The sequence below is a fragment of the Streptomyces sp. AK08-02 genome (assembly GCF_033795085.1).
Classification (GTDB): Bacteria; Actinomycetota; Actinomycetes; order Streptomycetales; family Streptomycetaceae; genus Streptomyces; species Streptomyces echiniscabiei.
On the sequence record NZ_JARAZV010000019.1, the window covers coordinates 137522 to 151218 of the forward strand.

Annotated in this window: 11 protein-coding genes; 5 read left to right on the forward strand and 6 right to left on the reverse strand. The window is 70.9% G+C overall.

The annotated features are described in order from the left end of the window. Positions 1 to 73 precede the first annotated feature (73 nt). The 3 genes from PV734_RS35360 to sepH all read left to right on the forward strand — a co-directional run bounded on the left by PV734_RS35360 (position 74) and on the right by sepH (position 4024). Positions 74 to 1312, forward strand: a complete 1239-nt coding sequence (locus PV734_RS35360; protein ID WP_319096056.1) for an MFS transporter — start codon at positions 74 to 76, stop codon at positions 1310 to 1312. Beyond that, the gene (locus tag PV734_RS35365) at positions 1272 to 2591 is read left to right on the forward strand and encodes a D-arabinono-1,4-lactone oxidase (protein ID WP_319096055.1); all 1320 of its coding nucleotides are present in this window, start codon (positions 1272 to 1274) and stop codon (positions 2589 to 2591) included. The genes PV734_RS35360 and PV734_RS35365 overlap by 41 nt, the downstream gene beginning before the upstream one ends. Positions 2592 to 2998: 407 nt before the next feature. After that, positions 2999 to 4024, forward strand: coding sequence for a septation protein SepH (gene sepH / locus PV734_RS35370; protein WP_319096054.1), 1026 nt, complete (start codon positions 2999 to 3001; stop codon positions 4022 to 4024). An 84-nt stretch (positions 4025 to 4108) separates the two neighbouring features. On the opposite strand, the gene PV734_RS35375 is transcribed toward sepH, so the two are convergent. Further along, complete coding sequence (locus PV734_RS35375; RefSeq protein WP_319096053.1) at positions 4109 to 4960, reverse strand: sulfurtransferase; 852 nt, start codon at positions 4958 to 4960, stop codon at positions 4109 to 4111. A 381-nt stretch (positions 4961 to 5341) separates the two neighbouring features. Between PV734_RS35375 and PV734_RS35380 the strand changes: the two genes are divergently transcribed. Continuing rightward, a complete protein-coding gene (locus PV734_RS35380; RefSeq protein ID WP_319096052.1) occupies positions 5342 to 6145 on the forward strand; it encodes a VOC family protein in 804 nt (267 codons plus the stop codon). 18 nt (positions 6146 to 6163) lie between these two features. Here PV734_RS35380 and PV734_RS35385 read toward each other — a convergent pair whose 3' ends face one another. From PV734_RS35385 to PV734_RS35405, 5 genes are all read right to left on the reverse strand, one after another. Further along, positions 6164 to 7462, reverse strand: a complete 1299-nt coding sequence (locus tag PV734_RS35385; protein WP_319293517.1) for a C40 family peptidase — start codon at positions 7460 to 7462, stop codon at positions 6164 to 6166. A gap of 194 nt (positions 7463 to 7656) precedes the next feature. Next, positions 7657 to 8307: a thymidine kinase gene (locus PV734_RS35390; protein ID WP_319096050.1), complete on the reverse strand. Its 651-nt coding sequence runs from the start codon at positions 8305 to 8307 to the stop codon at positions 7657 to 7659. A gap of 89 nt (positions 8308 to 8396) precedes the next feature. Then, positions 8397 to 9587 (reverse strand): alkaline phosphatase family protein, encoded by a 1191-nt coding sequence (locus PV734_RS35395; protein ID WP_319096049.1) that lies wholly within the window; start codon positions 9585 to 9587, stop codon positions 8397 to 8399. Continuing rightward, the gene (locus tag PV734_RS35400) at positions 9587 to 10174 is read right to left on the reverse strand and encodes a DUF5998 family protein (protein ID WP_318320856.1); all 588 of its coding nucleotides are present in this window, start codon (positions 10172 to 10174) and stop codon (positions 9587 to 9589) included. Before PV734_RS35400 ends, PV734_RS35395 begins: the two co-directional genes overlap by 1 nt. Positions 10175 to 10214: 40 nt before the next feature. Continuing rightward, the gene (locus PV734_RS35405) at positions 10215 to 13085 is read right to left on the reverse strand and encodes a GNAT family N-acetyltransferase (RefSeq protein WP_319293519.1); all 2871 of its coding nucleotides are present in this window, start codon (positions 13083 to 13085) and stop codon (positions 10215 to 10217) included. Between the two features lie 179 nt (positions 13086 to 13264). On the opposite strand from PV734_RS35405, the gene PV734_RS35410 reads away from it, so the two are divergent. After that, complete coding sequence (locus PV734_RS35410) at positions 13265 to 13546, forward strand: HPr family phosphocarrier protein (protein WP_006379745.1); 282 nt, start codon at positions 13265 to 13267, stop codon at positions 13544 to 13546. Positions 13547 to 13697: the final 151 nt, after the last annotated feature.

Genomic DNA, 13697 nt, shown 5'->3' on the forward strand with positions numbered 1-13697 from the left:
GTAAGCTGTATCAGCCGCCTTCACGCCTTACCCACGCTTCCCTCACGCCTTACCGGATCGACCGGAGTCCCCCGTGCCCAGCCCCTACCGCGCCCTGTTCGCCGCCCCGGGCTCCAGGCGCTTCACCGCCGCGGGGTTCCTCGGCCGGATGCCGCTGTCGATGATGGGCATCGGCGTGGTCACGATGGTCTCCCAGCTCACCGGCAGGTACGGACTCGCGGGCGCGCTCTCGGCGACCATCGCCATGGCCGCCGCCGTGGCGGGCCCCCAGGTCTCGCGTCTGGTCGACCAGTACGGGCAGCGCCGCGTGCTGCGCCCCGCGACGCTCTGCGCCCTGCTGGCCTCCGCCGGGCTGCTGCTCGCCGCGCACTTCGGATGGCCGGACTGGGTGCTGTTCGTGTGCAGCGCCGGCATCGGCTGCGTACCGAGCGTCGGCGCGATGACGAGGGCACGCTGGGCGGCCGTCTACCGGGACACCCCGCAGCTGCACACCGCGTACTCCTTCGAGTCCGTGGTGGACGAGATCTGCTTCATCTTCGGGCCGATCATCTCGATCGGTCTCTCCACGGCGTGGTTCCCGGAGGCGGGGCCGCTGCTCGCCGCCTGCTTCCTCGCGGTCGGCGTCTTCTGGCTGACGTCGCAGAGCGACACCGAACCGAAACCGCATCCGCGCACGCAGCGGAAGAGCGGCTCGGCGCTGCGCTCCTCCGGCCTCAAGGTGCTGGTGGTCACCTTCGCGGCGGTTGGAGCGATCTTCGGAGCCGTCGACGTGGTCACCGTCGCCTTCGCCGAGGAACAGGGCCACAAGGGCGCCGCGAGCGTCGTACTCGCCGTCTACGCGGCGGGCTCCTGCGCGGCGGGAGCCGTGTTCGGGCTGCTGCGCCTCCCGGGAGCCCCGGAACGCCGGTGGCTACTGGGCATATGTGCGATGGCCGTGAGTATGATCCCCCTCCTACTGGTCGGAAACTTGCCGTTCCTGGCCGTGGCGCTGTTCGTTGCGGGTCTGTCCATCGCTCCCACGATGATCACGACGATGTCCCTCATCGAACAGCACGTACCACGCGCGCAACTGACCGAGGGCATGACCTGGGTGAGCACCGGGCTCGCGGTCGGCGTCGCGCTCGGCTCCTCCGTGTCCGGCTGGGTGATCGACGCCGCCGGTGCGAGGGCCGGGTACGGGGTTCCGGTGGCGTCCGGAGCCGTCGCGGTCGCGGTCGGTTTCCTGGGGTACCGCCGGCTGAACAGACCGGCTCCGTGTCGGGGAGGCACCGTTGAGCAGCACAGTGAGCGGCAAGAGCGGCACGTGGCGTAACTGGGCGGGCAACGTCACCGCCCGGCCCGTCCGGGAGGTCACGCCCGCTTCCGTGGAGGAACTGTCCGCGGCCGTTCGGAAAGCGGCCGCGGACGGCCTGAAGGTGAAGGCCGTCGGCACCGGACACTCCTTCACGGCTGCCGCCGCCACCGACGGGGTGTTGATCCGCCCTCAACTGTTGACCGGTATCCGCGACATCGACCGCGAGAACATGACGGTCACGGTCGAGGCGGGCACTCCGCTCAAGAGACTCAACCTGGCTCTCGCCCGCGAGGGTCTGTCGCTCACGAACATGGGCGACATCATGGAGCAGACGGTCTCCGGCGCCACCAGCACCGGCACGCACGGCACCGGCCGTGAGTCGGGCTCGATAGCCGCCCAGATCAGGGCACTTGAGCTGGTGACGGCGGACGGCTCGGTGCTCACCTGTTCGGAGAAGGAGAATCCGGAGGTCTTCGCGGCGGCCCGCGTCGGCATCGGCGCCCTGGGGATCCTCACCGCGATCACCTTCGCCGTGGAGCCGCTCTTCCTGCTCACCGCCCGCGAGGAGCCGATGACCTTCGACAAGGTCACCAGCGCCTTCGACGAACTCTGGGCCGAGAACGAGCACTTCGAGTTCTACTGGTTCCCGCACACCGGCAACACCAACACCAAGCGCAACAACCGCAGCGCGGGCCCCGAGAAGCCGGTCAGCCCGATCAGCGGCTGGATCGAGGACGAGTTCCTCTCCAACGGCGTCTTCCAGGTGGCCCAGCTCGTCGGCCGCACGGTGCCCGCCACGATCCCGACGATCGCCCAGATCTCCAGCAAGGCCCTGTCCGCGCGGACCTACACCGACATCCCCTACAAGGTCTACACGTCTCCGCGCCGGGTGCGCTTCGTGGAGATGGAGTACGCCGTCCCGCGCGAGGCCCTGGTGGCGACACTGCGCGAACTCAAGGCGATGGTCGACCGGTCGGACATGCGGATCAGCTTCCCCGTGGAGGTGCGCACGGCCCCCGCGGACGACATCGCGCTCTCCACGGCCTCGGGCCGCGACAGCGCCTACGTCGCCGTCCACATGTTCCGCGGGACGCCCTACCAGGCGTACTTCACCGCCGCCGAGCGCATCTTCACGGCGCACGAGGGACGGCCGCACTGGGGCAAGGTGCACACGCGGGACGCCGAGTACTTCGCCGGTGTCTATCCCCGTTTCGGTGAGTTCACCGCTCTTCGGGACCGGCTCGACCCCGAACGGCTGTTCCAGAACGACTACTTGCGGCGGGTTCTAGGCGCGTAGCGAAGCAATTGGTTCCGTTTCCGATGTTTACGTGAATCACGCGACGTCCGAGGTCACGGAACCGGCGGGAGAACGGCCAACTCGCACTCCCCGGCAGGAATTGGGTGGCGTGCCAATCCACGCACGTGGCCCAAATGGAGTACTGTTGCGAGCCCTGGGCCCGGTCTCCCGCCTGGGCGTCCGGGGTCTTTCCGGGATCGTCAAGAGGGAGCTCGTTGCACAGGGTGACGGAGTTTGTCACTTAGCGTTGCGAATAGATAACCGTGGCATAACGGCGACCTCGGGCCCCTGCCCGACACGCCGGGCAACTCGGCAAGGTTGTGGCAGGCTGCACCCGGGCAGGCCACACTCGACTAGCGGAAGCAGCGACGCACGTGACGTCGGCAGGCACCACCCGGGAGGTCCCCATGCCCGAACTGCGTGTCGTGGCCGTCTCTAACGACGGCACACGGCTGGTGCTGAAGGCTGCGGACAGCACGGAGTACACGCTTCCGATCGATGAGCGTCTGCGCGCCGCCGTACGCGGCGACCGTCCCCGCCTCGGCCAGATCGAGATCGAGGTGGAGAGTCATCTCCGCCCCCGCGACATCCAGGCACGCATACGTGCCGGCGCGTCCGCGGAAGAGGTGGCGCAACTCGCCGGGATTCCGGTGGATCGCGTACGCCGCTTCGAGGGCCCCGTGCTGGCCGAGCGAGCCTTCATGGCCGAGCGGGCCCGGAAGACTCCGGTCCGTCGGCCCGGTGAGAACGCCGGTCCACAGCTCGGCGAGGCCGTGCAGGAACGGCTGTTGATCCGTGGCGCCGAGAAGGACACCGTCCAGTGGGACTCCTGGCGCCGCGACGACGGCACCTGGGAAGTCCTGCTGGTCTACCTGGTGGCCGGCGAACCCCACTCGGCGAGCTGGACGTACGACCCGCCCCGGCGGCTCGTACAGGCCGTCGACGAGGAGGCCCGCTCGCTGATCGGCGAGTCGGACGACCTCGCGGCGCCCGAACCCAGCTTCCCGTTCGTACCGCGCATCGCCCGGCTGCCGCGCGACCGCCCGCTGGACCGTCCGGCCCTGCCCGCGCCGTCCGCCGAGCTCACCGAGGAGGGCGTCAGCGCGAGCGAGCGTGACTCGCTGACGAGCCTTCTGGAAGCGGTACCGAGTTTCCGCGGCGACATGGTCGTGCCGGAACGACCCTCCTCCACGGAAGCCCCGGAGGAACCGGTGACCGAACCCGAGGTGGAGGAGCCCCCGGCTCCCGCGGCCTCGGCCGGTTCCGCCTACGCGGACGTGCTCATGCCCCGCTCGGTCGGCGCCCACCGCGACCGCCTCGTCGGTGCCACCGACCGCCAGGCCGAGGCGGACGGCGTCCGTCCCGGCCGGAGAGCGGCGGTACCGAGCTGGGACGAGATCGTGTTCGGCACACGCCGGAAGAACAAGGAGTAGCCACCCGTACGGGCTACTCGTACGACTGTGGGGGCCGCATCCGTCGAATGCGGCCCCCACAGTCGTACACACCACTCGTTCGGGCTACTGCGGATCGGGTCCCACGGCCACGGGCCGCGTCGGATCCCCCGACCATTCCGACCACGACCCGACGTACAGGGCGGCCGGAATGCCCGCCACCGCCAGGGCCAGGACCTCGTGGGCGCCCGAGACGCCCGAGCCGCAGTAGACACCCACCGCGGTGGCGTCCGCCGCGCCCAGGGTCTTGAAACGGGCCGTCAGCTCGTCCGCGGGCAGGAAGAGCCCGTCCGCGCCCACGTTCTCGTTCGTGGGCGCCGAGACCGCGCCCGGGATGTGTCCGCCGACCCGGTCGATGGGCTCGACCTCGCCCCGGTAACGCTCCCCCGCGCGTGCGTCGAGCAGCAGCCCGGAGCGGGCCAGCGCGGCGGCCCCGTCCGCGTCGAGGAGCTCCACCGCTCCCGGCACCGGTGTGAAGTCGCCCTCGGCGGGCGCGGGCACGTCCGTGTCGAGCGCCCCCTCCCAGGACGGCAACCCGCCGTCGAGAACCCGCACGTCCGGGTGACCCGTCCAGCGCAGCAGCCACCAGGCACGGGCCGCCGCCCAGCCCTGTCCGCCGTCGTACACAACCACCGGAACGCCGGACGAGACGCCCGCGCGGCGCATGGCGGCGCCGAACACCTCCGGCTCGGGCAGCGGATGCCGCCCGGCCGGCCCCGAGGCCGAGGCGAGTTCCCTGTCCAGGTCAACGAAGACCGCCCCGGGAAGGTGCCCTGCGGAGTACTCGGCACGCCCGTCGAAAGGCGCCGCGCCACCTGGGGCGGGCATGCTCAACTGCCAGCGGACGTCGAGGAGGACCGGCGGGCGGGAACCAGCCAGTTCGTTCACTAGTTCGGGTGCGGAGATGATGGCTTTCATGGCTCCATCCTTACCCACGGGGTGGCCGCGACGGCCAGGTCGGGCTACTCTCCCGCCGGACAGGTTCGATCACGTGGCGTACGGGATCGGACACATGCTGTACGACCTATGGACACAGTGCGGTAATCACGTGGAAATGGGCGGGAAAAGCCGCTTCAGGCACCCTCGGGACGAGGACGTGCCGGGTCGGCGCGGCCCGGACGCGCGGTGCCGCGGGTGGTGCGAGCATCGGCACGGAGCATTGCGGGTACGCGAGAAGGCGGCCCGGCACGACCGACGTACACGACGGAGCACGCCCTACGACGGCGTGCGGCAGGTCCGCCGACGGGGCGGACAGCGGAAGTGACACGGCCACCGCGAGGGGTCGAGGAGAGAGTGACGATGACCGAGGCACGGGAGTCGGCCGGCCGGAACAGCGAAGCGCCCGCCCGGCACGCGCCCGGCACACCCTGCTGGGTGAGTCTGATGGTGCACGGCATGACAGCGACCCAGGAGTTCTACGGGGAGTTGTTCGGCTGGGAGTTCGAACTGGGCCCGCAGCAGCTCGGCTGGTACGTACGAGCCCTGCTGGACGGCCAGGAGGTGGCCGGCATCGGCCAGCTGCCCCCGGACCGCCACCTCCCCGTCGCCTGGACGCCGTACCTGGCCTCGGACGACGTGGACCTCACGGCGGAGATGGTTCGGCACTCGGGAGGCACCGTGGGGGTGGGCCCCCTGGACGCGGCCGAGGCGGGCCGGCTGGCACTGGCCTCCGACCCGATGGGAGCGGTGTTCGGCATCTGGCAGACCGCCGCCCACCTGGGTACGGGCATCACCGGCGTCCCCGGCACCCCCGCCTGGAACGAGCTGGTGACCCGCGACTCGTCGAGCGTCGCCAAGTTCTACAAGACCGTCTTCGGGTACGAGGAGGAGGCCGTGGTCTCGGCGGACTTCGACTACGTCACCCTGCACGTCGAGGGCCGCCCGGTCGCCGGTATCCACGGCGTGGGCAACTTCCTGCCCCGCGACCGGGGACCGCACTGGAGGACGTACTTCGAGGTCGCCGACGCGGACGTGGCGGCCACCCGGCTGGTGGACCTGGGCGGCCACGTCGTGAAGCCTCCGCACGACAGCGCACACGGGCGGGTGGCGATCGTGACGGACCCCGAGGGGGCGATGTTCTCTCTGATCCAGGGCGCCCACTGACGGAGCCCTGGATGGCCTCTACGCGGGCCGCAGGACGCTGTGGATCGCCGCCTCACCGGCCGCGAAGATCGAGTCCTCGCGGACCCTGGACCCCGGATTCGGCGCGTGCATCATCATTCCGTCGCCGACGGAGATGCCCACATGCCCGACATGGCCCGCCTCGCCATGGAAGAAGACAAGGTCACCGGGCCGGACGTCGGCGAGGTTGATCATCATGCCGGCGCTCGCCTGATCGTGCACGGCACGCGGGAGCGCGACCCCGGCGGCCTTCCAAGCGGCTTGGACCAGACCGGCGTTGTCGTACGACCCCGGGCCGGCCGCGCCCCAGACGCACGGCCTGCCGATCTGCGCCCGGGCGAAGGCGACCGCCTTCGCGGCCTTCGCACCGGACTCGGCGGCGAAGTAGTAGGTCCCTGTGGCGTACGACGTCTGCGTGCCGTGGGGCGGCGTCTGCGTGCCGTACTCCGTCGCGTAGGAGGTCTGTGTCCCGTGCGGCGGCGTCTGCGTGATGTAGGGCGCCTGTGTGCCGTACGGCTCCTGCGGCACGGGGGCCGGGAACGGGTCGGCGGCGACGGGGAACGGCTCCGTGACGAGGGGGAGTTCGGTGACCAGGGCGTAGTCCCCGTCGCGGAGCGTGCCCGCGTAGAGAGGCGTGGCCGCGTCGAGAAACGCGTCGGGGCCCAGGCCGGCCGGCTGGGGCAGCTGCCACTCCTCGGCGGGCTGGGGGCGAGCCTGCTCGACGGAGTCCGGAAGGCGCCAGAGGGCCTCGGCGGGCAGGCCGCCGGTCGCCGGGAGCGGAGCCGCACCCTGGGAGGGCGACGGGAACCAGCTGGGCTCTGCCGAGAGCGCGTTCGGGCTCGGAGCCTCCTGGCGCGGCGCCGGGACGGCCGACAACGCGGCCACGGGTGCGGCGGGCAGCTGGGCGACCACCGCGGGCTCCAGCGCGGCGGCGGGCCCTGCGGACGGCTCCGGCACCGGACGGGCGGTCAACTCGGGGAGAAGGTCGGCGGGTCGGGCGGGCCGGGCCTCCGTCGTACGGGCCGGCCTCCTGTCGGGCGGCAGTACCGCAGGAACGGTCGGGCCCAGCTGGGCGCGCCCCACGTCGAACCACGGTCGGCTGATCTCGTCGAGGGCGGGATCGGAGCGCCTGCGCGCGGCCTCGGGCGCCGGGGTGACGCGCCTGCGTATCCCCAGCTTCATCGCGCGCGTGGCGTTGAAGGTCCCGGTGAAGCTCTCGGCCTGGTCGTAGAGGCTGTTGATCCGTTGCTGGACCTCCTCACGGCTCGGCCCATCATCTCGGGTTCGTTCCGGCGCCATGCGGGACGAGCTCCTTCCGTGGTACGTCCTCCCCGGCCAACTGTCAGGTGCGGACAGCAGGTTTGGGAAGGTGTTCGGGGGTCAACTTAGCCAACTTGTGTGCTTCAAGTGAAGATTGAAGCGTGAAATGTCCGATACGTTATTGTGACCTTCATCGTATCGGAACGGCTGGAAAGAACTGCCGAACAGAACTATCAAGCCGAATTGACCGGCAGGACATCCGGAGAGATGACGGAGGCGTGCGCGGAGGCGCTGGTCATACGGCGTCGGTGGTGCCGTCGGCACAGCACTTCGTAGCCGATCTCCTCGGCCGTGCGGTTCACGTCACCGACGACGACCTGTTCGCCCTCCACGACCATCACACCGTCCACCGTGCGCGCGTTGTGCGTGGCCCGTGCCCCGCACCAGCACATCGCCTCCACCTGGAGGGTCTCGATCCGGTCCGCCAGCTCGATCAGCCGCTGGGAACCCGGGAAGAGCTTCGTACGGAAGTCGGTGGTGATGCCGAACGCGAAGACATCCAGCCCCAGGTCGTCCACCACTCGCGCCAACTGGTCGATCTGCTCCGGCGCGAGGAACTGTGCCTCGTCCACGATCACGTAGTCGACCTTGCCGCCCCTGGACATCTGGTCCACCAGATAGGCGTGCAGATCCATGCCCACGCCCGCCTCGACCGCCTCCGTCACCAGACCGAGCCGGGAGGACAGTTTCCCCTCCCCCGCCCGGTCGTCGCGCGTGAAGATCACCCCCTGAAGCCCCCGTGCCGACCGGTTGTGTCCGATCTGGAGCGCCAGCGTCGACTTCCCGCAGTCCATCGTTCCGGAGAAGAACACCAGCTCGGGCATGGGAGGTCGAGCACCTTTCGGCGAGATACGCGGGTGACGCGGAGGACGGGCGGAGGGGTCGGGCGGGGACTGCCGGACAGGGACGGGCGTCAGGAGCGTACTTGGAGCAGCGGGACCAGTTGTTCCGCAGGGGTCATCGAGCCATGGTTGCCGACCATCGCCGACTCCCTGGGCTCCCGCTCCGAGGCGACGATCAGGACGTCGTCCCGGGCCGCCGCGACCACGTCACCGATCCGCCCGTACACGCGTTCGTCGACCGACGGACCGAACCAGCCCGCCGCGATCGCCTCGTCACGCGAGGCCACCCAGAACTGCTCACCGAGTACCTCGCGCCAGCAGGTCAGCACATCCGCCTCGGCGCCCGGAACCGCGTACACGTGCCGCGCGCGGCCCTCGCCGCCCAGCAGGGCGACACCGGCGCGCAGTTCCCAGTCCTCGTCGAAGTCGATGCGGTGCTGCTCGTCGAACGGGATGTCGATCATGCCGTGGTCGGCGGTGACGTACAGCGCGGCGCGCGGCGGGAGTTGTTCCGCCAGCCGCTGGACGAGCCGGTCGACGTACATGAGCTGACCGCGCCAGGGGTCCGAGTCGACGCCGAAGCGGTGGCCCTTGCCGTCCACCTCCGCGTAGTACGTGTAGACCAGCGAGCGGTCACCGGCGGCCAGTTGTTCGGCCGCGATGTCCATGCGGTCCTCGCCGGAGAGCTTTCCCCGGAACGTTCCGCCGCTGAGTGCGATCTTCGTCAGCGGGGTGTTCTCGAAGGTCGGCGAGGAGACCTGGGCCGTGTGCACCCCGGCCTGGTGCGCCAGCTGGAACACCGTGGGATACGGCTGCCACGCGCGCGGGTCCGACCACGGCTGCCAGCGCAGCTGGTTCATCAGCTCGCCGGTGGCCGGATTGCGCACCGTGTAGCCGGGCAGGCCGTGTGAGCCCGGCGGGAGTCCGGTGCCCACGGAGGCGAGGGAAGTCGCGGTGGTCGCCGGGTACCCGGTGGTGATCGGGCGTCCCGTGTCGCCGCGCGAGCTGCTCATGAGCGAGCTCATGAAGGGGGCCTCGTCCGGGTGGTCGCGCAGTTGCTCCCAGCCCAGTCCGTCGATCAGGAACACACAGTTCCGGTCGGCGGGCGCCAGCTCCGGGATCGCGGCGGACATGCCCGGTACGTCCATGCCGGCGGCCAGGGTGGGCAGCAGGTCGGCCAGCGAGCCCGTGCCGTACTGCGGGACGGGGGCGGAGGAGACGGCGAGCGGTTCCGGGTGGTCCCAGGCGGTCGGCTGCGCCATCAGCGGGCGACGTCCGCAGTCGCTTCCGAGAGGGCCTGCGCGAAGACGAGGGCCTGGCGGACCGTCTCCGGGCCGTCTCCGGCCTCGCTGACCCGCAGGCTCAGGTCGTCCGCCGTCGAACTGCCGGTGTAGCCGTGGTCCGCCTCGCAGTTGGGGTCCCCGCAGGCGGCCGGCTCCAGGTCGATCCGGGAGACGGCGCCCCAGCCGATGGTCAGGACGACCTCGCGGGGCAGCGTGCCCGGGGTGTACGACTCCGGGTTGGCCACGACCCGGCTGACGACCACGGACGAGATCCGGCCGAGCTTCACGGATTCCGTGGACGTGGTGGCGTACGGCGTCGGGGAGGTGGTGTCCTCGGCCTGCTCGTCGGTGTGGCTGACGATGAAACGGTTGCCCGTGAGGACGAGCACGGTCACGTGCCGACGCACCTCGTTCGCGTCGAATGTCGTCTCCTGGTGGACCAGGTACGACCGGATGGAGTCGCCGCCGATCGCGGCCTCCACCGCCTCGGCCACGAGGGCCGGGTAGTAGCCGCTGCGCTCGATCGCCGCTCGCAGCCCCTGGGTCGACGTACTGGTCTTGGCCATGTGGCCATCTTACGGGGGCCCACTGACTGCGAGGCACCGCTCAGTACACAGGAAGTGTCCTGGGACCGAGGTCGTCGCGGACGGGCGGGGGCGCGAGCCGCACCGACGCCCCGAGCACGCTCAGGCCGTGCTGCGCGACGACCACCGGCTCCAGGGAGACCGCGATGACCTCGGGATGGTCGTCCACGAGCCGCGACACCTTGAGCAGCAGCTCCTCCAGCGCCTCGCTGTCGACCGGCGCCGAGCCGCGCCAGCCGAAGAGGAGTGGCGCCGTCCGGATCGACCGGATCAGTGCGGCCGCGTCGCGGTCGGTCACCGGTATCAGCCGGTGACCGACGTCCCCCAGCAGCTGCGAGGCGGGACCGGCGAGGCCGAAGGAGAGCACCGCTCCGGCCGCCGGGTCGATGACCGCCCGTACGACGGTGTCGACTCCCCGCGGTGCCATCCCCTGCACCACGGGCCGCGTCTCCTCCGGGTTCCCGAAGAGACCGGTCAGTTCGGCGTACGCCCGCCGCAGCTGTTCCTCGTCCGCGAGATCCAGGCGTACGCCGCCCAGGTCGGCGCGGTGCCGCAGGTGCGGGGCGGTGGCCTTGAGGGCGACCGGGTAACCGAGGGTCCTCGCGGCGGCCGAGGCGTCGTCGGCGCTCGGGGCGGGCAGGGCCCCGCGCACCGGGATGCCGTACGTCCCGAGGAGCTCGGACGTCTCGTCCGGCCCGAGGGTGAGCCCCTGCCCGCGCGCGAGGAGACCGCCGATCAGCGCGGCGGCCCTCTTCTCGTCGATGTCCGCGTCGATGGACTCGGGCACCTTGCCGGGTTCGGCGGCCTCCCGCCGCCACTGGGCGTACTTCACGGCTTCACCGAGGGCCCGCACGGCGCGCTCGGCGGCGGGATAGGCGGGGATGAGACGGGAACAGGAATCGGGGGCGGACGGGGGCGCCGGCGCGGGCATCGCAACCGCGTTGGGCGGGCGTTCCGCCGCGCGGAACGCCCGGGAACCGCCCGCGGGTACGGCTCCGGGCGCCGGTGAACCCGCCTGCGGTGCCGTACTGGCGGCAGCCGACAGCGCCTCCGCGAGCCCGCCCAGCTCCACGTGCACCACCAGCACCGGCTTGCCGGGGACCTCCGCCGCGGCCGACCGGAGAGCGTCGGCCAACGCGGCGTCCTGGGCGGAAGCCTCCCCCACCGTGGGGATCGCGGTGACGACGACCGCGTCGCAGCCCTCGTCCGCCAACGCCTCCGCCAGCGCCCGGTGGAAGTCCTCCGAGGACGCACCTGTCGTCAGATCCAGCGGGGCCAGCGGCCGCAGTCCCTCGGAGAGGCACGCGTCGTACGTCAGCAGGCCCAGCGACTCGGAGTTCCCCAGGATCGCCACCCGGGGCCCGGCGGGCAGGGGCTGCCGGGCCAGCAGCAGCCCCGCGTCGACCAGTTCGGTGATCGTGTCCACCCGGATCACCCCGGCCTGCCGCAGCAGCTCGGACACCGTCGCGTGGGGCAGCCGCGTGGCCCGTACGGCATGTCCCTGGGGAGCGGCGCCGCCGTGCCGTGCCCCCTGCACGACCACCAGCGGCTTGGCCGCCGCCGTACGTCGTGCGAGGCGGGTGAACTTGCGTGGGTTGCCGATGGATTCGAGGTACATGAGGACCACGTCGGTGTCCGGGTCGTCGTACCAGTACTGGAGTACGTCGTTGCCCGACACGTCGGCCCGGTTGCCGGACGAGACGAATGTCGACACCCCGGTGACCCCGGTGACGCCGCCTCCCCGCCGGTGCAGCCGGGACAGCAGCGCGATCCCGATGGCCCCGGACTGCGCGAACAGCCCGATCCTCCCGGGCCTCGGCATCTCGGGGGCGAGGGACGCGTTCAGCCGGACGTTCTCCGCGGTGTTGATGACCCCGAAGGCGTTGGGGCCGATGATGCGCATCCCGTACGTGCGCGCGTGCCGTACGAGTTCACGCTGGCGCTCCCGTCCCTCGGGGCCGCTCTCGGCGTACCCGGCGGAGACCACGACGAGTCCCTGCACGCCGTGCTCACCGCACTCGGTGACGACATCAGGGACGTACTCGGCCGGGACGGCGACGACCGCGAGGTCCACGGGGCCCTCGATGTCACGCACCGACCGGTGGGCCGGTACTCCGTCGACGTCCTTCTGTTCCTCCGGGAAGGCTCTGTTGACCGCATACAGCTCACCGGCGAAACCGGCGTCCCTGATGTGGTCGAGGACGCTGCGGCCTACGCCACCGGGGGCGCGGCCGACGCCGATGACAGCCACGGCGCCCGGGGCGAGCAACCGTCGTACGGAGCGCGCCTCGGCCCGCTGCTCCCGCGCGCGCTGGACGGCGAGTGAGCGGTCGGTGGGCTCGAGGTCGAACTCGAGACGTACGACACCGTCCTCGAAGCTGCGTTTCTGGGTGTACCCGGCGTCCGTGAACACCTTGATCATCTTGCTGTTGGCGGGCAGCACCTCGGCGGCGAAGCGGCGGATGTCGCGCTCTCTGGCGACGGCCGCGATGTGTTCGAGGAGAGCGGAGGCGACACCCCTGCCCTGATGGGCGTCCTGCACCAGGAACGCGACCTCAGCCTCACTGGCGGGACCGGAGGCGGGCAGTCCGTCGGCGTCGATTCGGTCGTAGCGTACGGTGGCGATGAACTCGCCGCCGACCGTGGCCGCGAGCCCCACCCGGTCCACGAAGTCGTGGTGGGTGAAGCGGTGGACGTCCTTTGCGGACAGGCGCGGATAGGGCGCGAAGAAGCGGTAGTACTTCGACTCGTCCGACACCTGCTCGTAGAAGCTGACCAGCCGGTCGGCGTCGTCCGCGGTGATCGGCCGGATACGGGCGGTGCCGCCGTCGCGCAGTACGACGTCCGCCTCCCAGTGGGCGGGGTACTCGTGCCGGTCCGCCGAGTTCTGCATGCGCCCCAGAGTACGGCTCGCGTCCGACAGCGTCGCGATGCAGTCTGTGGGGGACCGAAGTCGGACCCGGGCCGGGGTTCGAACGCGGTTCCGGAACAGGTTTCGTCCTGCCTTCCGGCACGCTTCACGCTATGGAACAATGGTCTAGACAACCCTGAGACAGTGAAGGGCAGCATCACATGGCTGAGCGCCGCGTCAACGTCGGCTGGGCGGAGGGCCTCCACGCCCGCCCCGCCTCCATCTTCGTCCGTGCGGCCACGGCCGCCGGTGTCCCCATGACGATCGCCAAGGCCGACGGCAACCCCGTCAACGCGGCCTCCATGCTGGCGGTCCTCGGCCTGGGCGCCCAGGGCGGCGAGGAGATCGTCCTCGCCTCCGAGGCGGAGGGCGCCGACGCCGCGCTCGACCGCCTGGCGAAGCTGGTGGCCGAAGGGCTCGAGGAACTTCCCGAGACGGTCTGAGGACCGCGCGGGTCCGTCAATTGACGGTGTCGGCGGACTCCGCTTCACAAACACCGTTCGCACACCACGAAGGGCCTGCCTGAATATCAGGCGGGCCCTTTGTCATTTCCGATCGCGGGCAGCGAAAATAATCCCCCGCGAATTCAACCCT

Bases quoted from the DNA above. Each gene is read 5' to 3' on its own strand.
- sepH (WP_319096054.1), top strand. From the start codon at position 2,999: ATGCCCGAACTGCGTGTCGTGGCCGTCTCTAACGACGGCACACGGCTG.
- PV734_RS35375 (WP_319096053.1), bottom strand. From the start codon at position 4,960: ATGAAAGCCATCATCTCCGCACCCGAACTAGTGAACGAACTGGCTGGT.
- PV734_RS35380 (WP_319096052.1), top strand. From the start codon at position 5,342: ATGACCGAGGCACGGGAGTCGGCCGGCCGGAACAGCGAAGCGCCCGCC.
- PV734_RS35385 (WP_319293517.1), bottom strand. From the start codon at position 7,462: ATGGCGCCGGAACGAACCCGAGATGATGGGCCGAGCCGTGAGGAGGTC.
- PV734_RS35390 (WP_319096050.1), bottom strand. From the start codon at position 8,307: ATGCCCGAGCTGGTGTTCTTCTCCGGAACGATGGACTGCGGGAAGTCG.
- PV734_RS35395 (WP_319096049.1), bottom strand. From the start codon at position 9,587: ATGGCGCAGCCGACCGCCTGGGACCACCCGGAACCGCTCGCCGTCTCC.
- PV734_RS35400 (WP_318320856.1), bottom strand. From the start codon at position 10,174: ATGGCCAAGACCAGTACGTCGACCCAGGGGCTGCGAGCGGCGATCGAG.
- PV734_RS35405 (WP_319293519.1), bottom strand. From the start codon at position 13,085: ATGCAGAACTCGGCGGACCGGCACGAGTACCCCGCCCACTGGGAGGCG.
- PV734_RS35410 (WP_006379745.1), top strand. From the start codon at position 13,265: ATGGCTGAGCGCCGCGTCAACGTCGGCTGGGCGGAGGGCCTCCACGCC.